Raw genomic sequence first — 22,170 nt, 5'->3', positions numbered from 1 at the left:
CTTATGCAGATGTCAGTTGTGGCCGAAGCGCTTCTGCCGACCCTTGCGGGCCATGTCGCCCGGGGTCACCTGCGCGATGCGCTGCTCGGCCTGCGTCTCCATCGACGACTGCTGGGCCTCCTGCTGACCACGCTCGGACTGCGGCTGCTTCCGGTCCTGCTTCTTGTTCTTGGCCATGGTGATCTGCCTCCTGTGGGGGGTCTAGGGGCCAGGGCCGGGATCAGATTCACATAGGCTTACAAAGAACGCATTTCGGATAATTACCGTGTGTGACAGCGGTTGTCGGGGCGTGAGGCGAGGCGCGCGTGGATCCGATGCCCCGAAACGCCACGCCGAAGATCGAGTTCGACCCGTTAACCCCCGCGCGGTCGGGCAGACTCGAAGGAAGCCCAAAGCAAACCTCCCGGAAAGAGGGTGAGTCGTGTGGACCGCTGCATCGTCCTGGTGGACGCCGGGTATCTGCTGGGGGCCGCCGCCAGCCTGCTCGCCGGGGAACCCTCCCGGTCCCGGATCACCGTCGATCACACCGCCCTCATCCAGGGGTTGCGCGAGCGCGCCGAGTCCGACACGGAACGGCCCCTGCTGCGCATCTACTGGTTCGACGGCGCCCCCGACCGCGTCCCGCAGCCCGAGCACCGCCGGTTGCGGGTGATGCCCCGGGTCACCGTCCGGCTCGGTGCCCTGACCAGAAGCGACGGCCGCTGGGCGCAGAAGGGCGTGGACGCCGCGATGCACGCCGAACTCACCGAGTTGGCCCGCAACCGCGCCTGCTCCGACATCGTCCTGGTCACCGGCGACGGCGATCTGCTGCCGGGGATGATGGCGGCCAAGGAGCACGGAGTCGCCGTACACCTGTGGGCCGTGCAGGCCGCCGACGGCGACTACAACCAGTCCGAGGACCTGGTCGCCGAGGCCGACGAGCGGCGCGTGCTCGACCGTACGTGGATCACCAAGGCCGTACGCGCCAAGGAACTCACCGGGGTGTGCGCGCCACCGCCCGTGCCCCGGCCCGAGATCGCCGCGATCCTGTCCGCGCCGCTGCCCGACTCCGCGCTCGGCGCGACGGCCGAGCGGACCGTCGAGGAGAGCGAGCACGCCCCGGCCGCCGCCTCGGAGAACGGCACCCAGGAGCGGGTGCCGGCCCCCAAGGGCGTGCCCACGCCGAAGGACCTCGCCGCCCTGCGCGCGCCCGGTGTGCCGCCCGCCCAGAATCCGACCAGCGCGACGCTGCGCTGGTCCTCCGACAAGGGGTGGGTCGACCGGCCCGGCGTCGCTGCCGAGTCACCCGACGTCGCCTCGATGCCGACGCTCGCGCAGCTGACCACCGCGGAGCAGCGCTGGGCCGACCGGGAGGAGGACATCACCACGGTCGGCGGCGATCCGTACGAGGTGGGGCAGGTCTTCGCGCGGCGGTGGATGGCGCGGCTCGGGGAGCAGGGCCATCTCCAGAAGCTGTCCGGCATGTACCCGCGGATCCCGCACCGGATCGACGGGGAGCTGCTCAGGTACGCGGCCCGGTTCGGGCTGCTCGCGCACAAGGACGACCAGATCGACGAGCACGACCGGTACGCGATCCGGGCCGGGTTCTGGCGGGAGATCGACGTGCGGACGGCCGCGGAACACGCACCTGCCGGCGAGTGAGCCACACGGGTGACGGTCGGTCCGGCCCGGCCGGGCCCCGGCGTCGGCGTTGAGCGGCGTTGCGGCGGATTTGCGGCGGCCGGTGGATTTCGGGCGGCGAGCAGGCGGTTTGTGACGACTGGCCGACCCGAGGGCGGATCGGGGTTCCGGACCCCTTAGGCTCGTCCCTTGTGAGTACGCGCGCGGCACAGGCACTTCGGCACAGTGGTGATGTCGTGTGCGCGGTGCGCGGGCTGACCAAGACCTACCCGGCCGTCCGAGGACGGCGCGGAGCGCCCGGCACACCCGAGGTGCGGGCCACCGACGACGTACGCCTGGACATCCGGCGCGGCGAGATCTTCGGACTGCTCGGCCCGAACGGCGCCGGCAAGACGACCCTCGTACGACAGCTCACCGGGCTGATGCGGCCCGACCGCGGCAGCGTGGAGATCCTCGGGCACGACATCGTGCGGCACCCGGAGCGGGCCGCGCGGATCCTCGCCTACCTCGGACAGGAGTCGACCGCCCTCGACGAACTGACCGTCTCGCTCGCCGCCGAGACGACCGGGCGACTGCGCGGCCTGGACGTGCGGCAGGCGCGGGCGGAACGGGACGCCGTGCTCGACGAGCTGGGCCTCGGGCCGCTCGCCGGGCGGCCGATCAAGAAGCTGTCCGGCGGACAGCGGCGGCTGGCCTGCTTCGCCGCCGCGCTGGTCGGCGAACGCCCACTGCTCGTGCTCGACGAGCCGACCACCGCGATGGACCCGGTGGCCCGGCGGGCCGTGTGGTCGGCCGTGGACCGGCGGCGGGCCGAGCGTGCGACGACCGTGCTGCTCGTCACCCACAACGTCATCGAGGCCGAGACCGTGCTCGACCGGGTCGCGGTGCTCGACCGGGGCCGCGTCATCGCCTGTGACACACCGTCCGGGCTCAAGGAACGCGTCGCGGGCGAGGTACGGGTCGAACTGCTGTGGCGCGACCGGGCTCCCCTGGAGGTGCCCGAGGTCGCGGCCCTCCAGGACCGGGTCGTGGAGTCCGGGCGGCGCTGGACACTGCGGCTCGCCCCCGAGGAGGCCCGCGCGGTCGTCGCCACCGTCACCGGCGGGGCCGCCTTCGCCGCGCTGGACGACTTCACGCTCGCCACGCCGAGCCTGGAGGACGTCTACCTGGCGCTGGGCGGGGCCGCGCAGCAGGGGCTGGTGAAGGCTTGAGCACGCAGACTGTCGTTTCCGTATCCGTATGCGTATTCGTGCGGAACAGGACCACCGGACGGAACAGGGGCACCTCCCCGGTGGACCCCCGTGTGAAAGGGAGCAGCGCCACGTGAGTGTCGTACCCGCCGAGGTTCTGCCGGGCAGCGCCCTGGCCGTGGACGAGACGGCCCGCCCGGCCGAGGCCGAGCTCGGGCCGCGGGCGCGGCTGTGGCCGTCGCTGGGCGCCGTGTACCGGGCGCAGCTGTCCCGTGCCCGGGTCGCGCGCATCCCGCTGCTGTTCGTGGCGACCTTCCAGTCGATCGGGATCATGATCCTGATGCGCGGGGTCGTGGACGGCGGGGCCGAGGCACAGGCCGTGGTGGCCGGGTCGTCGGTGCTCGTCGTGGCCTTCGTCGCGCTGAACCTGCTCGCGCAGTACTTCGGGCAGCTGCGGGCCAGCGGCGGCCTCGACCACTACGCCACACTGCCGGTGCCGCCCGCCGCGGTGGTGCTGGGGGCGGCGGGGGCGTACGCCTCCTTCACCGTGCCGGGGACCGTGGTCACGGCGCTCTTCGGGTGCGTGCTGTTCGGGCTGCCGGTGACGCATCTGTGGGTGCTGGTCGCGGTGATCCCGCTGGCGGGCGCCGCGCTCGCCGGCCTCGGGGCCGCGCTCGGGCTGCTCGCGCCGCGGCCCGAACTGGCCACGCTGTTGGGGCAGTTGGGGATGTCCGCGGCTCTGCTGCTGGGCGTGCTGCCCGCCGACCGGATGCCCGAGGTGGTCCGGTTCGCGCGGGATCTGCTGCCCTCGACGTACGGCGTGGAGGCCTTCGCGCGGACCTTCGGACCGGACCCCGACTGGGCCTTCGTGCTGGGCGACCTCGCCGTGTGCGGGGCGGTCGGCGTCATCTCGCTGGCCGTCGCCACCTGGGCGTACCGCCGGGCGGCCGTCCGGTGACGCGCCGCACAGGGCGGCCTGGCACGATGGCAGAGTGACCGCTCCGCTGACTCCGCCGCCGCCACCGCGTGACCAGTCCCCGAACCAGGCCTGGCAGCCGCCCGCTGCCGGGCAGGCGGGTTCCGCCCCGCATGACGCCGTGTACGGCGCCCCGCCCGGGGGACAAGGTCCCCACGGCCCCCACTACCCCCTGGACCCGCACGGCATATCCGGCTTGTACGGACAGGACGGTCCTGGAATGAAGACCGAGGTGCGAGAGGCCGCCGTGGTGGCGGTCGTGGTGGCGCTCTTCGGGGCGTTGCTCGGGGTGCTGTGGTGGCGGCTGGCGCCGAGTGTGCCGCTGGTCGGGGATGTCGTCGACAAGAGCTGGGTCGTCTACTTCAAGGATTCCGAGGGGGAGCAGGCCATCGGGGTGGACGGAACGTTCACTCTGCTTGCGCTCGCGTTCGGGCTGGTGAGCGCGGTCGCCGTGTTTCTGTGGCGGCGGCGTGGGGGTGTGCCCCTGGTGGTGGCGCTCGCCGTCGGAGGGTTTCTCGGAGCGTTGCTGGCCTGGCGGGTCGGGGTGTGGCTCGGACCCACGGAGGATGTGATCGGGCACGCGAAGGAAGTGGGCAAGGGGGTTGCGTTCTCGGCGCCGCTGAAGTTGGGGGCGAAGGGCGCGTTGCTGGCCTGGCCGCTGGGGGCGTTGCTGGTTCATCTCGGGCTGACGGCGATGTTCGGGCCTCGGGATCCGGATCCGTATCAGCTGCCGCAGCCTTCGGTGGGGCAGCAGGGGCCGTACGGGCCGCCGCCGGCGTAGGGTTTCGCCCCCGCCGCCCCTACCCGTCCCATCCCTTGAAGGGGCGCTGCCCCTTCGACCCCGTCCATGGGGCTGCCGCCCCCTGGACCCCCGCTTCGGCCCGAAGGGCCTCGTCCTCAAACGCCGGACGGGCTGAAATGCCTGGACCGTCCAGGGCTCAGGCGCGTCCGATGGGCGCCAGGGTCGCGTTCGTGAGCGCGGTCAGGTCGTCGGGGGAGAGTTCGACCTCCAGGCCGCGGCGGCCCGCCGAGACGCAGATGGTGGGGTGGGCCGAGGCCGAGGCGTCCAGCACCGTGGGGAGCTTCTTGCGCTGGCCGAGCGGGGAGATGCCGCCCCGGACGTAGCCCGTGGTGCGTTCCGCCAGGGCCGGGTCGGCCATCGCGGCGCGCTTGCCGCGGACCGCCGACGCCAGGGCCTTGAGGTCGAGCTGGCCGGCCACCGGGACCACGGCCACGGTCAGGGTGCCGTCCACGTCCGCCACGAGGGTCTTGAAGACCCGGTCGGGGGAGACGCCCATCGCCTCGGCGGCCTCTTCGCCGTACGAGGGGTGGGAGGGGTCGTGGTCGTAGGCGTGGATCGTGTACTCGACGCCCGCGGCCGAGAGCGCCACCGTCGCGGGTGTGCCGCCGCCCGATTGCTGCTGGGTCTTCTTCGGCTTCTTCGCCATGTCGTTCCGCTCAGTTGAGGCTCGTCGGGCCGCGCGTCAGGTCCGACGCCGGGAGCGACGGCAGCGTACGGATGATCGAGGTCTCGGCGCGAAGGAGTTTCAGCTCGTCGCGCAGGCGGGAGGCGATGTCGGGGGACTGGAGCAGGCGCTGCTTCGTCGGGGTGTCCAGCATCATCGCGGCCGCGACCAGGTAGGAGACGACCGAGGGCTGGTCCGGGAGGTCGGCCGTGGCGGACAGGCTCCGTTCGCGGGCGCCCGCCAGGCGCTTCTGGTACTGGCGGAACGCGCGCAGCACCCCTTCCGCGAGCGCCCCGGCCTCGTCGCCCTGTTCGTCGGGCAGTTCCTCCAGCTCCGCCGTCAGGAACGGGCCCGACGCGTCCACCGAGAGCAGGCGTACCCGGCTGGTTCCGGTCGCCAGTACCTCGAAGGTGCCGTCGGCCCGCTCCCGGATCGTCGCCGCGTCCGCCACACAGCCCACCCCGTGGAAGGCCTTGACCGGCTCCGGGCCGAAGCCCGCCGCGGGGCCGCGCTCGGGGACGGAGGTGGGGTCCGGCATGCCGGGGGCGCTCTGGGCCACCTCGTGGCCGTCGCGGATCGCCACGACGGCGAAACGGCGCGGCTCCTCCTCAGGGGTCTTCAGGAGGTCGCGCATCAACGCGCGATAGCGCTCCTCGAAGATGTTGAGCGGCAGCACCAGTCCCGGGAACAGCACCGAGTTCAGGGGGAAGAGCGGAAGACGGACGGTCACGGCGCCAAAGCCTAGTGGTCGCGGGAGTGAACGCGTCCGGCGTGCCCACCCAGTGGATGTCCGCTACGGGCGCTCGGCGCGGGAGTGGCCGTCGTCCGCAGCCGCACTTCGTCGCGCACCTCCAGGAACCGGCCCAGCGGGTCCTCCGAGAACCGGCTCCAGGGGTAGGAGGTGGCGTACGGGCCGATCAGGCGCAGTTGCTCCAGGGCGTCCTCCCAGCGGCCCAGCCGTACCAGGACGTACGTCAGCTTGTTGCGGATCGCGGCCGGCCAGAGGTCGGCGGCCGGGAAACGGGCGGAGAGCGCGATCGCGCGGTCGGCCGCCGCGGCCAGCCGCTCGGGGGGCACGCCGGGACCGCAGCCGTCGTTCAGATAGGCGAGGACGGCCCGGGCCGGCAGCGCCTGGACGAGGGAGTCGGCCGGGGCGTCCTGCGCGGCCCGGTCGGCGAAGTCGAGGCACTCCCGGTGCGAGCCGTGCCAGGACGAGGCGAGGTAGCGCAGGGCCGCCACATGGCAGCCGTAGTGGAGCGGGGCCCGGCGCAGGGCCGCCTCCCACAGCTCTCCGAAGTAGGTGTGCCCGGCGCGTGAGCCGCGTGCGTGGTCCAGCGCGATCCGCCATGGCACCGGGTCGCGGTCGTCGGCGCGGGCGGCGGCGGTGATCAGCGGGCTGACCCCGCGCAGCAGTTCGGCCCGGGCCGGGGACTGCCAGGCGTGGTCCACCGCGAGCTGGGCCCGGACCAGGAGCATGTCCGCATCGTGCGGGGCGGCCGCGTGCCAGGCCTCCAGCCACTCCGGCCGCGAGCGCGCGAAGGCGGCCAGGCGCAGCGTGTACCCGTCGCGGCACTCCCACAGCGCGCCGTGGCGGGTGGCGGCGAGCAGTTCCGCGGCGGTCTCGTACGCGCCCCGCCCGGCCGCGACCAGCGCGGGTCCGAGGCGGTCGTCGGGCGCGTCGAGAAGCACCTCGTCGTCGGTGGGGAGTCCGACGGCGGGGTGTCCTACGGTCCTTGGCGTTCGGGACGCACGGCCGAACGAGGGCAGCAGAGCCATGGTGTCGACCATTGAAAGTCGGCTGCTCACGCCCGCGCCATAGGGATCGGGTAACAGGTGGAAAGTTGTACGCGGCCAGGTCAAGAACCGGTAAAGGTCAACTGTTCAACAACTGTTCTGCCGCTATGAGTTCGGCTCAGCAGCCCCACCGGCACCACTGACCCCACCGGCCGCACCAGACCCTCAGCTCCTGCGCAGCATGCGCGTCGCGCCCGTCGCCACCGTCGTCGCCAGGATCCAGCCCAGCAGAATCATCGCCGCGGCCAGCCACTGCCAGGCGCCCCGCAGCTGCCAGAACCCCACCTGGCCCAGGTCGATGACCGGCAGGAGCAGGTCGAGGGCGAAGAGGGGAGGGTTCCAGGCCGGGTGTTCGCCGCCCTTGATCGGCGGATGGTCGGCGTAGGTGAAGGCCACCGAGCTCGCCGCCCACAGCACCGCCATCCACACCGCCGCGCGACCCGGCCGATAGCCGTAGGCGACCATCCAGTCCTGCGCGTACCCCCACAGCTTGGCCGCCGGCGGCAGTGTCTCGCGGCGGCGGCGCTGCTTGGCGAGCAGCACCTCGCGCGCGTCCTCGTCCTCACCGCCGGCCCGCAGCACGGCGGCCAGCCGCTCGTACGGCTCCGGGTTGTACTCGGCCGTCGCCGCGGTCACCCACTCCAGTCGCCGTTCCAGCGGGAACGGGCCGCGCGGCACGAGGTTCTCGTAGGTGAAGCCGCCCATGTGCAGCAGCCCGGGACCCGGCCAGGCGTCCGCCCGGTCCATCAGGTTGACGACCCGCGCCCCCGACAGCACCACCCCGCCGCGCTCCGGGTGCTCGCCCAGGAAGCGCAGCTCGGGTGTCTGGATGCGGCGCAGCGACAGCTCCTGCTCGTCGGTGAAGGTGAACCGGGCCCGCTCCAGGTCGACCGCGTCCCCGAACCGCCCGTCGTCCAGCCGTACCCCGCCCTGGCACCGGAACCGCTGGATGCGGGTCCCGCGCGCGGGGGTACGGCCGCTCAGCAGCGGGCTGCCGACGCCCGCCGGGGTCAGGTACAGCGTGCGCCCGACGGTCAGCTGGGGGGCGTTCAGCGCGAGCCGCGTGTACGGGTTGACCAGCCGGGCGCCCCGCAGGCTCAGCGACACGCCGATGGTGGCGCCGCGCAGGCTCAGCTCGCCGTGCGACTCCAGCATCTCGGCCTGGAGGTCCTGGCCGATGGTCATGCCGTCCGCGGCGATGGAGCGGCCGCTGCGGTCGCGGTAGACGATGGCCTGGTTGAGCAGCAGATCCGTGCCGATCTGGGCGTCGGTGAGCCGGATGCCGTTGTGGAACCGGCAGCGCGGCAGGTGCAGATCGCCCTCGGTGTGCACCCGGGCGGCCTCCAGCCGCGGCACCGCGCAGTCCACCAGTCGTACGGTCGTGAAGTGGGCCTCCGGCAGCCGGATCTCCCGGTCGAAGCGGCAGCCGCGCAGCTCGACGTACGGCACCACCGTGCCGCCCGCGAGGTCCATCGTGTCGCTGATCCGCACGCCGACGAGCTTCAGTGACGACACGCGGCCGGCGAGGGCGGGCGGGCCGTCCAGCAGCAGCCAGCAGATGATCCGTGCGCGGACGGTGCGCTCGGCTCCCCAGGGATGTCCGCCGTGCGGATCGTCGACGACGCTGTCGCCGCTGCTCAGGTCGTACACGCTGCCGTTGCGGAAGGCCTGCCACATGCCGAGTTCGGCGGCGGTCAGGTCGTTCGGCAGGTCGTCCGGCAGGTCTCCGTCGCGGAGGCCGGCACCATCGGTCACGTTTCGCCCATCCCCCTCATCTACTCATGGGTTCGTACAACTGTTCATGCCCGCTGGGTGACGCTCCGAACGCAAGACGTGCTGTGCTTTGTGGGGGACACCCCCACACCCCCGTGATCTTCCGGGTTCCCGTGGGATCTTGGAAGGGATCTGTATCAGCCATTGATACGCGCGAACGACGCCGAAGCAGGGTCTGAGAGAATTGAGCCCGTGATCTCCCGAATCGATCTGCGCGGCGACGCCCTCCCCGAGGGACCCGCCCTGCGCGACCTGCTGCCCCGAGCCGACTTCGACGTCTCGGCCGCCCTGGAGAAGGTGCGTCCGATCTGCGAGGCCGTGCATCATCGGGGCGACGCGGCGCTGATCGACTTCGCCGAGAAGTTCGACGGGGTCAGGCTCGACCAGGTGCGGGTGCCCGCCGAGGCGCTCACGCGCGCGCTGGAGGAGCTCGACCCGGCCGTGCGCGCGGCCCTGGAGGAGTCCATCCGCCGCGCCCGGCTCGTCCACCGCGCGCAGCGCCGTACGACGCACACCACGCAGGTCGTGCCCGGCGGCTCGGTCACCGAGAAGTGGGTGCCGGTCGACCGCGTCGGGCTGTACGCGCCCGGCGGCCGCTCCGTCTACCCGTCCTCCGTGATCATGAACGTGGTGCCCGCCCAGGAGGCCGGTGTCGAGTCGATCGCGCTCGCCTCCCCGGCACAGGCCGAGTTCGACGGCCTGCCGCACCCGACGATCCTCGCCGCGTGCGCGCTGCTCGGCGTCGACGAGGTGTACGCCGCCGGTGGTGCCACCGCCGTCGCGATGTTCGCGTACGGCACCGAGTCCTGCCCGCCCGCCAACATGGTCACCGGCCCCGGCAACATCTGGGTCGCCGCCGCCAAGCGCTACTTCACCGGCAAGATCGGCATCGACGCCGAGGCGGGCCCGACCGAGATCGCGGTCCTGGCCGACGCCACCGCCGACCCGGTGCACGTGGCCTCCGACCTGATCAGCCAGGCCGAGCACGACCCGCTGGCCGCCGCCGTCCTCGTCACGGACTCCGTGGAGCTCGCGGACGCCGTGGAGAGGGAGCTGGAGCCACAGGTCGCGGGCACCAGGCACATCGACGACCGGATCGTGCCCGCCCTGAAGGGCAGGCAGTCCGCGATCGTCCTGGTCGACGGCGTCGACGAGGGCCTGAAGGTCGTGGACGCGTACGGCGCCGAGCACCTGGAGATCCAGACGGCCGACGCCGCCGCCGTGGCCGACCGGGTGCGCAACGCCGGCGCGATCTTCATCGGCCCCTGGGCCCCGGTCTCGCTCGGCGACTACGCCGCCGGCTCCAACCACGTGCTGCCCACCGGCGGCTGCGCCTGCCACTCCTCGGGCCTGTCGGTCCAGTCCTTCCTGCGCGGCATCCACATCGTCGACTACACGAAGGACGCGCTGGCCGAGGTCGCGCATCACGTGGTCACGCTGGCGGAGGCGGAGGACCTGCCGGCGCACGGCGCGGCGATCAAGGCCAGGTTCGGCTGGAAGGTACCCGAGAGCAAGTGACAGGCATCGACGATCTCCCCGTACGGGACGAGCTGCGCGGCAAGTCCCCCTACGGCGCGCCCCAGCTGGACGTCCCCGTACGGCTGAACACCAACGAGAACCCCTACCCGCTGCCCGAGCCGCTGGTCGAGCGGATCGCCGAGCGGGTGCGTGAGGCGGCCCGCAACCTCAACCGCTACCCCGACCGGGACGCGGTCGAGTTGCGCACCCAGCTCGCCAAGTACCTGACGGACACGTCCGGCCACGCGGTCGGTCTCGCGAACGTCTGGGCGGCCAACGGCTCCAACGAGGTCATCCAGCAGTTGCTCCAGACCTTCGGCGGACCGGGCCGTACGGCGATCGGCTTCGAGCCGTCGTACTCGATGCACGGGCTCATCTCGCGCGGCACCGGCACCGGCTGGATCTCCGGCCCCCGCAACGACGACTTCACGATCGACCTCGCGGCCGCCGAGAAGGCCATCGCCGAGCACCGGCCCGACGTCGTCTTCATCACCACCCCCAACAACCCCACGGGCACCGCGGTCCCGCCCGAGACCGTCCTCGCGCTGTACGAGGCCGCGCAGGCGGCGAAGCCGTCGATGGTCGTGGTCGACGAGGCGTACATCGAGTTCAGCCACGGCGACTCGCTGCTGCCGCTGCTCGACGGCCGGCCGAATCTCGTCGTCTCCCGGACGATGTCCAAGGCCTTCGGCGCCGCCGGCCTGCGCCTCGGCTATCTCGCGGCGCACCCGGCGGTGGTGGACGCCGTCCAGCTCGTACGGCTGCCGTACCACCTCTCGGCCGTCACCCAGGCGACCGCGCTGGCGGCCCTGGAGCACACCGACACGCTGCTGAAGTACGTCGAGCAACTGAAGACGGAGCGGGACCGGCTGGTCACCGAGCTGCTGGCGATCGGCTACGAGGTCACCGCGTCGGACGCCAACTTCGTGCAGTTCGGGCGGTTCGACGACAGCCACGCCACCTGGCAGAAGATCCTCGACCGGGGCGTTCTGGTCCGGGACAACGGCGTGCCGGGCTGGTTGCGGGTCACCGCCGGAACCCCCGAAGAGAACGACGCGTTCCTCGACGCGGTCCGTGAGTTGCAGTGTCTTGTGGGGGACACCCCCACGCCCCCGAAGGAGCAGAGCGCATGAACCGCGTAGGACGCATAGAGCGGGTGACGAAGGAGACCTCGGTCCTCGTCGAGATCGACCTCGACGGATCCGGCAAGGTCGATGTGTCGACCGGCGTCGGCTTCTACGACCACATGCTCGACCAGCTCGGCCGCCACGGCCTCTTCGACCTCACGGTCAAGACCGAGGGCGACCTGCACATCGACTCCCACCACACCATCGAGGACACCGCCCTCGCGCTGGGCGCCGCCTTCAAACAGGCCCTCGGCGACAAGGTGGGGATCTACCGCTTCGGCAACTGCACGGTCCCGCTGGACGAGTCCCTCGCCCAGGTCACCGTCGACCTCTCCGGCCGCCCGTACCTCGTGCACACCGAGCCCGAGAAGATGGCGCCGATGATCGGCGAGTACGACACCACGATGACCCGGCACATCCTGGAGTCCTTCGTGGCCCAGGCACAGATCGCGCTGCACGTGCACGTGCCGTACGGGCGCAACGCCCACCACATCGTCGAGTGCCAGTTCAAGGCGCTGGCGCGGGCCCTGCGGTACGCCTCCGAGCGGGACCCGCGCGCGGCGGGCATCCTTCCCTCCACGAAGGGTGCGCTGTAAACCCATGAACGGGCTGTCCACCGTACTGATCGTCGTCGGTCTCTTCCTGATCGGCGGGATCATCTCCTTCGTCAAGCAGCAGATGCCGAAGAACCTCATCGTGCTGCTCTCCATAGGCGCCGCGATGTGTCTCGTGGCCGGTGTCGTGAGGCTGGAGGTGTGGAATTGAGCAGCGCTGTGAAGAAGGTCGTCGTCTTCGACTACGGCTTCGGCAACGTGCGCTCCGCCGAACGCGCCCTCGCGCGCGCGGGAGCCGACGTCGAGATCACCCGTGACTACGACAAGGCCATGAACGCCGACGGGCTGCTGGTGCCGGGCGTCGGCGCCTTCGCCTCCTGCATGCAGGGCCTGAAGGAGGCCCGCGGCGACTGGATCGTCGAGCGGCGGCTGTCCGGCGGGCGCCCGGTGATGGGCATCTGCGTCGGCATGCAGATCCTGTTCGCGCGCGGCATCGAGCACGGCGTGGAGACCGAGGGCATGGGCGAGTGGCCCGGCTCGGTCGAGCCGCTGCAGGCCGACATCGTGCCCCACATGGGCTGGAACACCGTCGACGCGGCGGCCGGCTCCGAGCTGTTCGCCGGCCTGGACACGGACGCGCGCTACTACTTCGTGCACTCCTACGCCGTCCACGACTGGACCCTGGAGACCGGGAACCCGCTGATGACCGCACCGCTGGTCACCTGGTCGACGCACGGCAAGCCCTTCGTGGCCGCCGTGGAGAACGGCGCCCTGTGGGCCACGCAGTTCCACCCCGAGAAGTCCGGCGACGCCGGAGCGCAGCTGCTCACCAACTGGATCGGAACCCTGTAGAGACATGGCCAAGCTCGAACTCCTCCCCGCCGTCGACGTCCGCGACGGCCAGGCCGTCCGCCTCGTGCACGGCGAGTCCGGCACCGAGACGTCCTACGGCTCCCCGCTGGAGGCCGCCCTGGCCTGGCAGCGCTCCGGTGCCGAGTGGCTGCACCTGGTCGACCTGGACGCCGCCTTCGGCACCGGCGACAACCGCGAGCTGATCGCCGAGGTCGCGAAGGCGATGGACATCAAGGTCGAGCTGTCCGGCGGCATCCGCGACGACGCCTCCCTGGCGGCCGCGCTCGCCACCGGCTGCACGCGTGTGAACCTCGGTACGGCCGCCCTGGAGACCCCCGAGTGGGTCGCCAAGGTCATCGCCGAGCACGGCAACAAGATCGCCGTCGGCCTCGACGTACGCGGCACGACCCTGCGCGGCCGTGGCTGGACCCGCGACGGTGGGGACCTCTACGAGACGCTGGAGCGCCTCAACAACGAGGGCTGCGCCCGCTACGTCGTCACGGACATCGCCAAGGACGGCACGCTCCAGGGCCCGAACCTGGAGCTGCTGAAGAACGTCTGCGCGGCGACGGACCGCCCGGTGGTCGCCTCCGGCGGCGTCTCGTCCCTGGACGACCTGCGGGCCATCGCCGAGCTGGTACCCCTCGGTGTCGAGGGCTCCATCGTCGGGAAGGCGCTGTACGCGAAGGCGTTCACCCTGGAAGAGGCCCTGGAGGTTGTCTCGTCATGACGTCCGATGCCGTACGGCGCGTGCAGAGCGGGAGTCCCTGGGAAGAGTCCTTCGGTTTCGCACGCGCCGTGGCGGCGGGTGACCGCGTCCTGGTGGGCGGCACGACCTCCTTCAAGGGCGACGTGCTGTACGGCGAGGGCGATCCGTACGAGCAGGCCAAGGTGGCCTTCACCAGCGCGGTCGAGGCGCTCGGCGCGTTCGGGATCGGCGTCGAGTCCGTCATCCGGACCCGGATGTACCTGACCCACGCACGGGACGTGGACGCGGTGGGCCGGGCCCACAAGGAGTTCTTCGACACGGTGCGCCCGGTCTCGACGTTGCTCGTCGTGGAGGGCTTCGTGGACTCGCGCATCCTGGTCGAAGTAGAGCTAGAGGCATACAGAGGAGCCGTGGATTCATGACCCTGGCGGTCCGAGTCATCCCCTGCCTGGACGTGGACAACGGCCGGGTCGTCAAGGGCGTCAACTTCCAGAACCTGCGCGACGCGGGCGACCCCGTCGAGATGGCCAAGGTGTACGACGCCGAGGGCGCCGACGAGCTGACGTTCCTGGACATCACCGCGTCGTCCGGCAACCGCGAGACGACGTACGACGTCGTGCGCCGCACGGCCGAGCAGGTCTTCATCCCGCTGACGGTCGGCGGCGGTGTCCGTACGGCCGAGGACGTGGACAAGCTGCTGCGCGCGGGCGCCGACAAGGTGGGCGTCAACACCGCAGCCATCGCGCGGCCCGAGCTGATCCGTGAGATCGCCGAGCGCTTCGGGCGGCAGGTGCTGGTGCTGTCGGTCGACGCGCGGCGCACTCCCGAGGGCACCTTCGAGGTCACCACCCACGGCGGCCGTCGCGGCACCGGCATGGACGCCGTCGAGTGGGCCCACCGGGCCGCCGAGCTGGGCGCGGGGGAGATCCTGCTCAACTCGATGGACGCGGACGGCACCAAGGACGGCTACGACCTGGAGATGATCCAGGCCGTGCGAAAGCACGTGACGGTCCCGGTGATCGCGTCCGGCGGCGCGGGCAAGCTCGCCGACTTCCCGCCGGCCATCGAGTCGGGGGCGGACGCGGTGCTCGCCGCGTCGGTGTTCCACTTCGGCGATCTGCGGATCGGCGAGGTGAAGGACGCGTTGCGCGGGGCGGGTCACCCCGTCCGCTGACACCGGGCTGAGCCCCGGTCGCCCTCGCGGGTGGCCGGGGCTTCCTCATGCCCGGACGCGAAAGAGAAGTTGCGCAAAAACTGTTGTGCAATTTTTCTTTCGCATCTACGGTGAGGGCATGACAGGTAAGGAAAGAGGCCGTCGGATCACGGATCTGGGCACCCTCAAGGCGCTCGCCCATCCGCTGCGGATGAACCTTCTCCGGGCGCTGACGATCGCTCAGGTCGCCACCGCCTCACAGCTCGCCGAGCAGGTCGACGAGGCCGTCTCGCTGGTCAGCTACCACCTGCGCAAGCTCGCCGAGCACGGGCTCATCGAGGAGGCCGAGCCGCAGAGCGCGGACGGCCGTGAGCGCTGGTGGCGGCCCGCCTCGGATGGCGTGAGCATCCGCGACGAGGACTTCCGCGACGCCCCCGAGAAGGCGGCCGCGCACACGGCGGCGAGCAGGCTCTTCGCCGAACAGCGCACGGACATGTACCGACGCTGGCTCGACGAGCGCGCCCACTGGGGCCCCGAGTGGAACCGGGCGGCCGAGTCCTCCGAGTCCAGCCTCCGTCTCACCGCGGACGAACTGACCGAGTTGAACAGGGAGTTGCTCGCCCTGATCCGCCGGTACGACGAGCGCGGCCGGGCCGCCGAAGCCGCAGGAGACAGCGAGGGCCGCGAGAACGTCGCGGTGCACACGTACGACTTCCCCTTCCGCCCCTGAGAGGACCGACGTGCCTACGACGCTCACGGCAACACAGACCGCACCCGTCACCGAGCGCCCCGCCCACCGGGACCCCAACGTCCTGCGCTGGCTCGGCGCCTACACCTCCTCGATGATCGGCGACAGCGTCTACTACATCGCCCTCTCCTGGGCGGCCGTACAGGCCGGCTCCCCGTCCCAGGCCGGGGTGGTCATGGCGGTGAGCGCCCTGCCCCGGGCGCTGCTGATGCTGGCCGGGGGAGTGATCGCCGACCGGCTCGGGCCGCGCAGGGTCGTCATCGGAAGCGACGTGGTGCGGTGCGCGGCGGTCCTCGCGGTGGCGGGGCTGCTGTTCTTCGCCGCCCCGGGCCTGTGGGCGCTCGCCGCGCTCGCCCTGGTCTTCGGCACGGTCGACGCCGTGTTCATGCCGGCCGTGGGCGCCCTCCCCGCGCGCGTGACGACCCGCGACCAGCTCGCGCGCGTGCAGGGCATGCGGGGCCTGGGAATCCGCTTCGCGAGCGTCGTGGGTGCCCCGCTCGGCGGACTCGGGGTCGCCCTCGGGGGCGCGGCGGCCGCGTTCGGCCTCGCCGGCCTGCTGATCGCCGTGTCGGTGCCACTGCTGCTCTCCGTGCGGGTGCGGGAGCTGCCCGCCGACGACAAGGCCGCCGCGCGGGGCGACACCGCCTGGCGTGATCTGGTGGCCGGTCTCGCCTACATACGCCGCCACCGGGTGCTCGGGCCGCTCATGCTGGCCATCGCCCTCGGCGACCTCGGCTTCGTCGGCCCGCTCAACGTCGGCCTGACGCTGCTCGCCGACGAGCGGGGCTGGGGCGCCTCGGGGATGGGCTGGATCCTCGCCGGCTTCGGCGTCGGCGCGGGCGCCGCGTCCCTGCTGCTGACCGTGCGCGGCCGCCTGCCGCACGCCGGGCGGGTGGCGGGGTGCACGATCCTCGCCGGGTCGTTCGCGATCGGCGCGCTGGCCTTCGTGTCCGGCGTGGTCGCGGCCGTCGGGGTCGCCCTGCTCATCGGACTGCTCGCCGGGCTCAGCGGCGCCATGTGCGGCGCACTGCTGCAGACCCAGGCCGACGCCGCCTACCTCGGACGCGTCACCGCTGTCTCCGGGCTGGTCAGCCTCGGTTTCGCGCCGCTGAGCATGCCCCTGTCCGCCGCCGCCATCGGTGTCTGGGGCACCGGCCCGGTCTTCGTGACCAGCGCGGCGGTGTGCGCGCTGGGCGGAGTGATCGCCCTGTGCGTGCCCGGCCTGCGCCGCGCCGAACTGCCGAAGTGACCGTCAGATCCCCAGCTGCTTCCCCTCGTGCAGCTTGGTGATCGCGTCCTTGTCGCCGTCCAGCTCGACCTTGGCGGCGTTCTGGCGGCCGTAGGCGAACAGGAGCAGTTCCGACGGCTCGCCCGTCACCGTGACGACGGGCGTGCCCTTGTGGGCGACCGCCGTCCGGCCGTCGGGACGGCGCAGCACCAGGCCCGTGGGGGCGGAGCGGCCCACCAGCCGGGCGGAGCGCTCCAGACGGGACCACAGCGCGTCCTGGAAGACCGGGTCGAGTTCGCGCGGCGTCCAGTCCGGCTGGGCGCGGCGGACGTCCTCCGTGTGGACGTAGAACTCGACCGTGTTCGACGCCTCGTCGATCTGCTTGAGCTGGAAGGGCGAGAAGCGCGGCGGGCCGGTGCGGATGAGCTGGATCAGCTCCTCGTACGGCTTCGCCGCGAACTCGTCCATCGCCTTGTCCAGACGCGGGGCGAGCGGCTTGATCAGGAGGCCCGCGGCGGCGTCGGGCCGGCGCTCGCGCACCACCACGTGCGCCGCCAGGTCACGGGTCGTCCAGCCCTCGCAGAGGGTGGGGGCGTCCGGGCCCTCGGCCTCCAAGAGGTCGGCCATGAGAAGTCGTTCACGCTTGGCGAAGGTCGACATGCAGTCAGCCTACGACCACGTATCAGGTCCGCCCACCCGTCGCCCCCATCCACTCGGTGGACACCGGACCGTCACTGTCAGTGGCAGGCGGCACAATGGCATGCATGACCACCAGTACGCCCCGTCAGCCCAGTCGGCTGGACCCCGAGATCGCCGCACGCCTCAAGCGCAGCGCCGACGGGCTCCTGCCTGCCATCGCCCAGCAGTACGACACCGGAGAGGTGCTGATGCTCGGCTGGATGGACGACGAGGCGCTGCACCGGACGCTCACCACCGGCCGCTGCACCTACTGGTCGCGCAGCCGCCGGGAGTACTGGGTCAAGGGCGACACCTCCGGCCACTTCCAGTGGGTCAGGTCCGTCGCCCTCGACTGCGACGCCGACACCGTGCTCGTCAAGGTCGACCAGGTCGGCGCGGCCTGCCACACGGGCGCGCGCACCTGCTTCGACGTGGACGTGCTGCTCAAGGACGCCGATTCCGGCGTACCCGGCTCGGATCAGTAAGGTCAGCCGCCATGGACCTCGAGACCTTCCGCAAGCTGGCCTCCGACCGCCGCGTCATCCCGGTCACCCGCAAGCTCCTCGCCGACGGCGACACCCCGGTCGCCCTCTACCGCAAGCTCGCCGCCGAGCGCCCGGGCACCTTCCTGCTGGAGTCCGCGGAGAACGGCCGCTCCTGGTCCCGCTACTCGTTCGTGGGCGTCCGGTCCGCCGGGACTCTCACCGAGCGCGACGGACAGGCCCACTGGCTCGGCGCCCCGCCTGTCGGCGTCCCCGCCGAGGGCGACCCGCTCGCCGCCCTGCGCGCCACCATCGAGGCCCTGCACACCCCCCGCGACCTCGCCCACGACCTGGGCCTGCCGCCCTTCACCGGCGGCATGGTCGGCTACCTCGGCTACGACATCGTGCGCCGCCTGGAGAAGATCGGCCCCGGCGAGCGGGACGACCTGAAGCTGCCCGAGCTGACCATGCTGCTCACCAGCGACCTCGCCGTCATGGACCACTGGGAGGGCTCCGTCCTGCTGATCGCCAACGCGATCAACCACAACGACCTCGATACGGGCGTCGACGAGGCCTACGCCGACGCGGTCGCCCGCCTCGACGCCATGCAGGCCGACCTGACGCGCCCGGTCGCCCAGCCGCCGGCCGTGCTCCCGCCCTCCGAACTCCCCGAGTACACGGCCCTGTGGGGCGGCGAGGACTTCCAGGAGGCCGTCGAGGACGTCAAGGAGCGCATCCGGGCCGGCGAGGCCTTCCAGGTGGTCCCCTCCCAGCGCTTCGAAACGCCGTGCACGGCAACCGCGTTGGACGTCTACCGGGTGCTCAGGGCCACCAACCCGTCGCCGTACATGTACCTCTTCCGCTTCGAGGGCTTCGACGTCGTCGGATCGTCCCCCGAAGCCCTGGTGAAGGTCGAGGACGGACAGGCGATGGTCCACCCCATCGCCGGCACCCGGTGGCGCGGGGCCACCCCGCAGGAGGACCAGGCCCTCGCCGACGAGCTGCTCGCCGACCCCAAGGAGCGCGCCGAGCACCTCATGCTGGTCGACCTGGGCCGCAACGACCTGGGGCGGGTCTGCGAGCCGGGCTCGGTCGAGGTCGTCGACTTCATGTCCATCGAGCGGTACTCGCACGTGATGCACATCGTCTCGACGGTGACGGGACGCGTGGCCCCCGGCCGCACCGCCTTCGACGTCCTGACGGCCTGCTTCCCGGCCGGCACCCTCTCCGGCGCCCCCAAGCCCCGCGCGATGCAGATCATCGACGAACTCGAACCGTCCAGGCGGGGCTTGTACGGCGGCTGCGTCGGCTACCTCGACTTCGCGGGCGACTCCGACACCGCCATCGCGATCCGAACGGCCCTGCTGCGCGGCGGCACGGCGTACGTCCAGGCCGGCGCGGGCATCGTCGCCGACTCGGACCCGGTCGCCGAGGACACCGAGTGCCGCAACAAGGCGGCGGCGGTCCTGCGGGCGGTCCACACCGCGAACCGGCTCCAGTGAACCCGGCGGGCCGCCGCACATGAGCCCCGGTGGACGCTGCATCGGGCCCCGGCGGCCGCTCCAGCCGAACCCCGGGTGACCGTTCGCTCGGGGTTCGGGTGATAGTGGAGTACGTGACTGCTGTTCCTCACCCCCGTTCCGAAGCCCCCGGTTCCGCCCGGGCCGGCCGTATGAGCCTCGCCGTCGCCCTGCTGTGCGGTGCCCTCGGCGCGGCCGTCGCGCTGCTCTCGACCCGGCAGCGCTGGTCGGAGGGCACCGTGACGGTGGCCGGCGGCCCGTTCCCCCTGATCGCCAAGGGCAGCGACGTCACGGGCGTCCCCGCGGCCCTGGCCATAGTGGGGCTCGCCGCGCTCGTCGCCGTCTTCGCCGTCCGCCGGGCCGGCCGGTTCATGGTCGCCGCCCTGCTCGCGCTCTCCGGCGCCGGCACCGTGGCCGCCGCCCTGCTCGGCGTCTCCGACAGCTCCGCGCTGGACGAGAAGGCCGCCCAGGCGTCCGGCGACACCTCGGCCACCGTCCAGACCCTCACCCACACCGCCTGGCCCTACGTCGCTGCCGTCGGCGGCGTACTGATCCTGCTCGCCGGACTGCTGGCCCTGCGCTACGGCCGGCTGTGGCCCGGCATGTCCGGCCGCTACGAGCGCGGTGGCGTCCCCCGGCCCCGCCGCAGGTCTCCGGCCGCCGACCCCGACCGCCCCGAGGAACTCTGGAAGGCCCTCGACCGCGGTGAGGACCCCACCGGCACCTGACCGGGGCGAGCGCGCCGTGACCCCCGATCACCGCACGCGGGCGCGTGCGGGACAATGACAGCGAGCGACCGGCTCACCCACGTACAACACGTACACAGCAAGAGGAGCAAGCAATGGCGGGCAGCAGCCACGGTCACACCCCGGCCGCCTGGACCGGTGTCACGATCGCCTTCATCGGTTTCTGCGTCTCGGGCGCCTTCATGGTGATGGCCCAGCCCGCGGGCTTCTGGGCCGGCATGGCTGTCGTGGTCCTCGGCGGCGTCGTCGGCTGGGTCATGCGCGGCATGGGCCTCGGCCAGCCCAAGGAGGCGCACAAGGCGCTCGTCGAGCAGCAGCGCGAGCCGGCGGGCGTCAAGAGCTGACACGCGTACGACTTCGCTGAGGGGCGACCGGGCGCCGACAGGGCGCGGAGGGCGCCCCTCACGCGCGTGCGGGGCACAATGCGACGTGTGAACGCCGACAGCCGGAGAGCGACGCGACCACGGGCGAGCGCCGCCGCCGCGCTGGGGCGGCTGGCCGTCCCCGCCGGGCTGCTCGCGGCCGTCGCCGGGGCCTTCGCGTACGTGGGGGCCGTGGACCCCAACGAGCCCGGCCACTACCCCGCCTGTCCGCTGCTCCGGTACACCGGCGTCTACTGCCCCGGCTGCGGCGGACTGCGCAGTGCGCACGCCGTGGTCCACGGGGACCTCCCGGCGGCGCTCCAGGACAACGCGCTGGCCGTCGTCGGCTATGTGCTCTTCGCCGTGGTGTGGACCGTCTGGGTGGTCCGTGCGGCGCGCGGACGGCCGCTGAGGATCGATCTCGGGCCGGTGCAGCTGTGGGCCGCGGGGGCGTTGCTGCTGGTCTTCACCGTTGTCCGGAACCTGCCGTTCGGTGGCTGGCTACACCCTTGATCAACTGGGGAACGTCCAGGTACTGGGACCGGCGTCAACCGGATGCGAAGCCTTCGCCCTCCTCCGGATACCATCACAGTGACCATAGGTTTCGTACCGCTTTCACAGTCCACCGTTTTCACAGTCCGACCGTCTGGAAGGGGGCCGCTCGCGTGAGTGTGCTCGACGAGATCATCGACGGAGTCCGTGCCGACCTCGCGGAGCGGCAGGCGCGCGTCAGCCTCGACGAGCTCAAGGAGCGCGCGGCCAAGGCTCCCGCGGCGAAGGACGGGGTCGCCGCACTGAAGGGCGACGGCGTCAAGGTCATCTGCGAGGTCAAGCGCTCCAGCCCCTCCAAGGGCGCGCTGGCCGCGATCGCCGACCCGGCCGGACTCGCCGCGGACTACGAGGCGGGCGGCGCGGCCGTCATCTCCGTGCTCACGGAGCAGCGCCGCTTCGGCGGCTCGCTGGCCGACCTGGAGGCGGTCCGCGCTCGCGTGGACATCCCGGTCCTGCGCAAGGACTTCATCGTCACGTCGTACCAGCTGTGGGAGGCCCGCGCGTACGGCGCCGACCTCGCGCTCCTGATCGTCGCCGCCCTCGACCAGCCGGCGCTGGAGTCGCTGATCGAGCGGGCCGTGTCCATCGGCCTGACCCCGCTGGTCGAGGTGCACGACGAGGACGAGGTCGAGCGTGCCGTGGACGCGGGCGCGAAGATCATCGGCGTCAACGCGCGGAACCTGAAGACCCTGGAGGTCGACCGCGGAACGTTCGAGCGCATCGCGCCCGAGATCCCGGCCAACCTCGTCAAGATCGCCGAATCGGGCGTCCGCGGCCCCCACGACCTCATCGCCTACGCCAACGCCGGCGCCGACGCGGTCCTGGTCGGCGAGTCCCTGGTGACCGGCAAGGACCCCAAGTCCGCGGTGTCCGACCTGGTGGCGGCGGGCGAGCACCCGGCACTGCGCCACGGGCGCGGCTGATCACCGGCTAGGCTGACCCCGATGAATCGCACTGTGACCACCGTGGACCGGTACGCCCGCCTCGCGCGCGGCTGCCGCCCGAGGGGCTGCCGAGCCCCGGCGAGGCGTGTCCACGGTCGTCGAGTGCGGTACGTCATCGGTGACGAACCCGGGCAGGTAAACGGCCGTCGATGGCAGCGCGCCCCTTAGGGGCGCGGGG

General features: G+C 72.1%; 27 protein-coding genes. 21 read left to right on the top strand and 6 right to left on the bottom strand.

Translation table 11 applies throughout. The features are described from left to right. Positions 1-12: 12 nt before the first annotated feature. Entirely contained in the window at positions 13-177 is a 165-nt protein-coding gene (locus ACFU95_RS09705; RefSeq protein WP_383824248.1) for a hypothetical protein, read from the bottom strand. A 246-nt stretch (positions 178-423) separates the two neighbouring features. Between ACFU95_RS09705 and ACFU95_RS09700 the strand changes: the two genes are divergently transcribed. From ACFU95_RS09700 to ACFU95_RS09685, 4 genes are all read left to right on the top strand, one after another. Beyond that, positions 424-1,641 (top strand): NYN domain-containing protein, encoded by a 1,218-nt coding sequence (locus ACFU95_RS09700; protein WP_383824246.1) that lies wholly within the window; start codon positions 424-426, stop codon positions 1,639-1,641. 215 nt (positions 1,642-1,856) lie between these two features. After that, the gene (locus ACFU95_RS09695; protein ID WP_048583425.1) at positions 1,857-2,831 is read left to right on the top strand and encodes an ABC transporter ATP-binding protein; all 975 of its coding nucleotides are present in this window, start codon (positions 1,857-1,859) and stop codon (positions 2,829-2,831) included. Between the two features lie 112 nt (positions 2,832-2,943). Next, positions 2,944-3,768, top strand: a complete 825-nt coding sequence (locus ACFU95_RS09690; RefSeq protein WP_383824244.1) for an ABC transporter permease — start codon at positions 2,944-2,946, stop codon at positions 3,766-3,768. A 34-nt stretch (positions 3,769-3,802) separates the two neighbouring features. Beyond that, positions 3,803-4,567, top strand: coding sequence for an AAA family ATPase (locus tag ACFU95_RS09685; protein WP_383824242.1), 765 nt, complete (start codon positions 3,803-3,805; stop codon positions 4,565-4,567). Between the two features lie 157 nt (positions 4,568-4,724). Here the strand turns inward: ACFU95_RS09685 and ybaK are convergent, their stop codons facing one another. From ybaK to ACFU95_RS09665, 4 genes are all read right to left on the bottom strand, one after another. Continuing rightward, positions 4,725-5,234, bottom strand: coding sequence for a Cys-tRNA(Pro) deacylase (gene ybaK / locus ACFU95_RS09680; RefSeq protein ID WP_383824239.1), 510 nt, complete (start codon positions 5,232-5,234; stop codon positions 4,725-4,727). Positions 5,235-5,244: 10 nt separating this feature from the next. After that, on the bottom strand, positions 5,245-5,982 hold the full coding sequence (locus tag ACFU95_RS09675) for an LON peptidase substrate-binding domain-containing protein (protein WP_383824237.1): 738 nt from the start codon (positions 5,980-5,982) through the stop codon (positions 5,245-5,247). A gap of 11 nt (positions 5,983-5,993) precedes the next feature. Further along, positions 5,994-7,040, bottom strand: coding sequence for a hypothetical protein (locus ACFU95_RS09670; protein ID WP_383824359.1), 1,047 nt, complete (start codon positions 7,038-7,040; stop codon positions 5,994-5,996). 171 nt (positions 7,041-7,211) lie between these two features. After that, complete coding sequence (locus ACFU95_RS09665) at positions 7,212-8,801, bottom strand: oxidoreductase (RefSeq protein ID WP_383824234.1); 1,590 nt, start codon at positions 8,799-8,801, stop codon at positions 7,212-7,214. A gap of 210 nt (positions 8,802-9,011) precedes the next feature. Between ACFU95_RS09665 and hisD the strand changes: the two genes are divergently transcribed. The 10 genes from hisD to ACFU95_RS09615 all read left to right on the top strand — a co-directional run bounded on the left by hisD (position 9,012) and on the right by ACFU95_RS09615 (position 16,729). Then, the gene (gene hisD, locus ACFU95_RS09660; RefSeq protein ID WP_383824231.1) at positions 9,012-10,337 is read left to right on the top strand and encodes a histidinol dehydrogenase; all 1,326 of its coding nucleotides are present in this window, start codon (positions 9,012-9,014) and stop codon (positions 10,335-10,337) included. Beyond that, on the top strand, positions 10,334-11,470 hold the full coding sequence (locus ACFU95_RS09655) for a histidinol-phosphate transaminase (RefSeq protein WP_383824228.1): 1,137 nt from the start codon (positions 10,334-10,336) through the stop codon (positions 11,468-11,470). The genes hisD and ACFU95_RS09655 overlap by 4 nt, the downstream gene beginning before the upstream one ends. Further along, a complete protein-coding gene (gene hisB, locus ACFU95_RS09650) occupies positions 11,467-12,060 on the top strand; it encodes an imidazoleglycerol-phosphate dehydratase HisB (RefSeq protein ID WP_030951295.1) in 594 nt (197 codons plus the stop codon). Before ACFU95_RS09655 ends, hisB begins: the two co-directional genes overlap by 4 nt. A 4-nt stretch (positions 12,061-12,064) precedes the next feature. Then, positions 12,065-12,229: a hypothetical protein gene (locus ACFU95_RS09645; protein ID WP_062719039.1), complete on the top strand. Its 165-nt coding sequence runs from the start codon at positions 12,065-12,067 to the stop codon at positions 12,227-12,229. Continuing rightward, a complete protein-coding gene (gene hisH, locus ACFU95_RS09640) occupies positions 12,220-12,870 on the top strand; it encodes an imidazole glycerol phosphate synthase subunit HisH (protein WP_383824224.1) in 651 nt (216 codons plus the stop codon). The genes ACFU95_RS09645 and hisH overlap by 10 nt, the downstream gene beginning before the upstream one ends. 4 nt (positions 12,871-12,874) lie before the next feature. Then, positions 12,875-13,600, top strand: coding sequence for a bifunctional 1-(5-phosphoribosyl)-5-((5-phosphoribosylamino)methylideneamino)imidazole-4-carboxamide isomerase/phosphoribosylanthranilate isomerase PriA (gene priA, locus ACFU95_RS09635; RefSeq protein WP_383824221.1), 726 nt, complete (start codon positions 12,875-12,877; stop codon positions 13,598-13,600). After that, positions 13,597-14,001, top strand: coding sequence for a RidA family protein (locus tag ACFU95_RS09630; RefSeq protein WP_383824216.1), 405 nt, complete (start codon positions 13,597-13,599; stop codon positions 13,999-14,001). The genes priA and ACFU95_RS09630 overlap by 4 nt, the downstream gene beginning before the upstream one ends. Continuing rightward, a complete protein-coding gene (hisF, locus tag ACFU95_RS09625) occupies positions 13,998-14,753 on the top strand; it encodes an imidazole glycerol phosphate synthase subunit HisF (protein WP_383824213.1) in 756 nt (251 codons plus the stop codon). The genes ACFU95_RS09630 and hisF overlap by 4 nt, the downstream gene beginning before the upstream one ends. 118 nt (positions 14,754-14,871) lie before the next feature. Further along, positions 14,872-15,462 (top strand): ArsR/SmtB family transcription factor, encoded by a 591-nt coding sequence (locus ACFU95_RS09620; protein WP_383824211.1) that lies wholly within the window; start codon positions 14,872-14,874, stop codon positions 15,460-15,462. 10 nt (positions 15,463-15,472) lie between these two features. Continuing rightward, positions 15,473-16,729, top strand: coding sequence for an MFS transporter (locus ACFU95_RS09615; RefSeq protein ID WP_383824208.1), 1,257 nt, complete (start codon positions 15,473-15,475; stop codon positions 16,727-16,729). A 3-nt stretch (positions 16,730-16,732) separates the two neighbouring features. Here the strand turns inward: ACFU95_RS09615 and ACFU95_RS09610 are convergent, their stop codons facing one another. Continuing rightward, complete coding sequence (locus tag ACFU95_RS09610) at positions 16,733-17,368, bottom strand: TIGR03085 family metal-binding protein (protein ID WP_383824206.1); 636 nt, start codon at positions 17,366-17,368, stop codon at positions 16,733-16,735. A gap of 104 nt (positions 17,369-17,472) precedes the next feature. Between ACFU95_RS09610 and hisI the strand changes: the two genes are divergently transcribed. The 7 genes from hisI to trpM all read left to right on the top strand — a co-directional run bounded on the left by hisI (position 17,473) and on the right by trpM (position 22,160). After that, complete coding sequence (hisI, locus tag ACFU95_RS09605) at positions 17,473-17,871, top strand: phosphoribosyl-AMP cyclohydrolase (RefSeq protein ID WP_383824203.1); 399 nt, start codon at positions 17,473-17,475, stop codon at positions 17,869-17,871. A gap of 11 nt (positions 17,872-17,882) precedes the next feature. Beyond that, positions 17,883-19,370: an anthranilate synthase component I gene (locus ACFU95_RS09600; protein WP_383824200.1), complete on the top strand. Its 1,488-nt coding sequence runs from the start codon at positions 17,883-17,885 to the stop codon at positions 19,368-19,370. 104 nt (positions 19,371-19,474) lie between these two features. After that, complete coding sequence (locus tag ACFU95_RS09595; protein WP_383824356.1) at positions 19,475-20,116, top strand: TIGR02234 family membrane protein; 642 nt, start codon at positions 19,475-19,477, stop codon at positions 20,114-20,116. A gap of 113 nt (positions 20,117-20,229) precedes the next feature. Beyond that, on the top strand, positions 20,230-20,478 hold the full coding sequence (locus tag ACFU95_RS09590; protein WP_383824198.1) for an HGxxPAAW family protein: 249 nt from the start codon (positions 20,230-20,232) through the stop codon (positions 20,476-20,478). A 78-nt stretch (positions 20,479-20,556) separates the two neighbouring features. Then, the gene (locus ACFU95_RS09585; protein WP_383824195.1) at positions 20,557-21,009 is read left to right on the top strand and encodes a DUF2752 domain-containing protein; all 453 of its coding nucleotides are present in this window, start codon (positions 20,557-20,559) and stop codon (positions 21,007-21,009) included. Positions 21,010-21,161: 152 nt separating this feature from the next. Further along, positions 21,162-21,971, top strand: coding sequence for an indole-3-glycerol phosphate synthase TrpC (trpC, locus tag ACFU95_RS09580; protein ID WP_383824192.1), 810 nt, complete (start codon positions 21,162-21,164; stop codon positions 21,969-21,971). Positions 21,972-21,992: 21 nt separating this feature from the next. Next, positions 21,993-22,160, top strand: a complete 168-nt coding sequence (gene trpM, locus ACFU95_RS09575; RefSeq protein WP_369122750.1) for a tryptophan biosynthesis modulator TrpM — start codon at positions 21,993-21,995, stop codon at positions 22,158-22,160. The last annotated feature ends 10 nt before the right edge of the window (positions 22,161-22,170 follow it).

The sequence above is a fragment of the Streptomyces sp. NPDC057623 genome (assembly GCF_042800355.1).
In the GTDB taxonomy this organism is placed as follows: Bacteria; Actinomycetota; Actinomycetes; order Streptomycetales; family Streptomycetaceae; genus Streptomyces.
Note: the sequence above shows the minus strand (reverse complement) of the source record. Positions and strands in the feature narration are given on the sequence as shown.

Bases quoted from the DNA above. Each gene is read 5' to 3' on its own strand.
- hisF (WP_383824213.1), top strand. From the start codon at position 13,998: ATGACCCTGGCGGTCCGAGTCATCCCCTGCCTGGACGTGGACAACGGC.
- ACFU95_RS09630 (WP_383824216.1), top strand. From the start codon at position 13,597: ATGACGTCCGATGCCGTACGGCGCGTGCAGAGCGGGAGTCCCTGGGAA.
- hisI (WP_383824203.1), top strand. From the start codon at position 17,473: ATGACCACCAGTACGCCCCGTCAGCCCAGTCGGCTGGACCCCGAGATC.
- ACFU95_RS09590 (WP_383824198.1), top strand. From the start codon at position 20,230: ATGGCGGGCAGCAGCCACGGTCACACCCCGGCCGCCTGGACCGGTGTC.
- ybaK (WP_383824239.1), bottom strand. From the start codon at position 5,234: ATGGCGAAGAAGCCGAAGAAGACCCAGCAGCAATCGGGCGGCGGCACA.
- ACFU95_RS09705 (WP_383824248.1), bottom strand. From the start codon at position 177: ATGGCCAAGAACAAGAAGCAGGACCGGAAGCAGCCGCAGTCCGAGCGT.
- ACFU95_RS09600 (WP_383824200.1), top strand. From the start codon at position 17,883: ATGGACCTCGAGACCTTCCGCAAGCTGGCCTCCGACCGCCGCGTCATC.
- priA (WP_383824221.1), top strand. From the start codon at position 12,875: ATGGCCAAGCTCGAACTCCTCCCCGCCGTCGACGTCCGCGACGGCCAG.
- ACFU95_RS09610 (WP_383824206.1), bottom strand. From the start codon at position 17,368: ATGTCGACCTTCGCCAAGCGTGAACGACTTCTCATGGCCGACCTCTTG.
- ACFU95_RS09585 (WP_383824195.1), top strand. From the start codon at position 20,557: ATGCGACGTGTGAACGCCGACAGCCGGAGAGCGACGCGACCACGGGCG.
- trpM (WP_369122750.1), top strand. From the start codon at position 21,993: ATGAATCGCACTGTGACCACCGTGGACCGGTACGCCCGCCTCGCGCGC.
- ACFU95_RS09645 (WP_062719039.1), top strand. From the start codon at position 12,065: ATGAACGGGCTGTCCACCGTACTGATCGTCGTCGGTCTCTTCCTGATC.
- ACFU95_RS09620 (WP_383824211.1), top strand. From the start codon at position 14,872: ATGACAGGTAAGGAAAGAGGCCGTCGGATCACGGATCTGGGCACCCTC.
- ACFU95_RS09670 (WP_383824359.1), bottom strand. From the start codon at position 7,040: ATGGTCGACACCATGGCTCTGCTGCCCTCGTTCGGCCGTGCGTCCCGA.
- hisB (WP_030951295.1), top strand. From the start codon at position 11,467: ATGAACCGCGTAGGACGCATAGAGCGGGTGACGAAGGAGACCTCGGTC.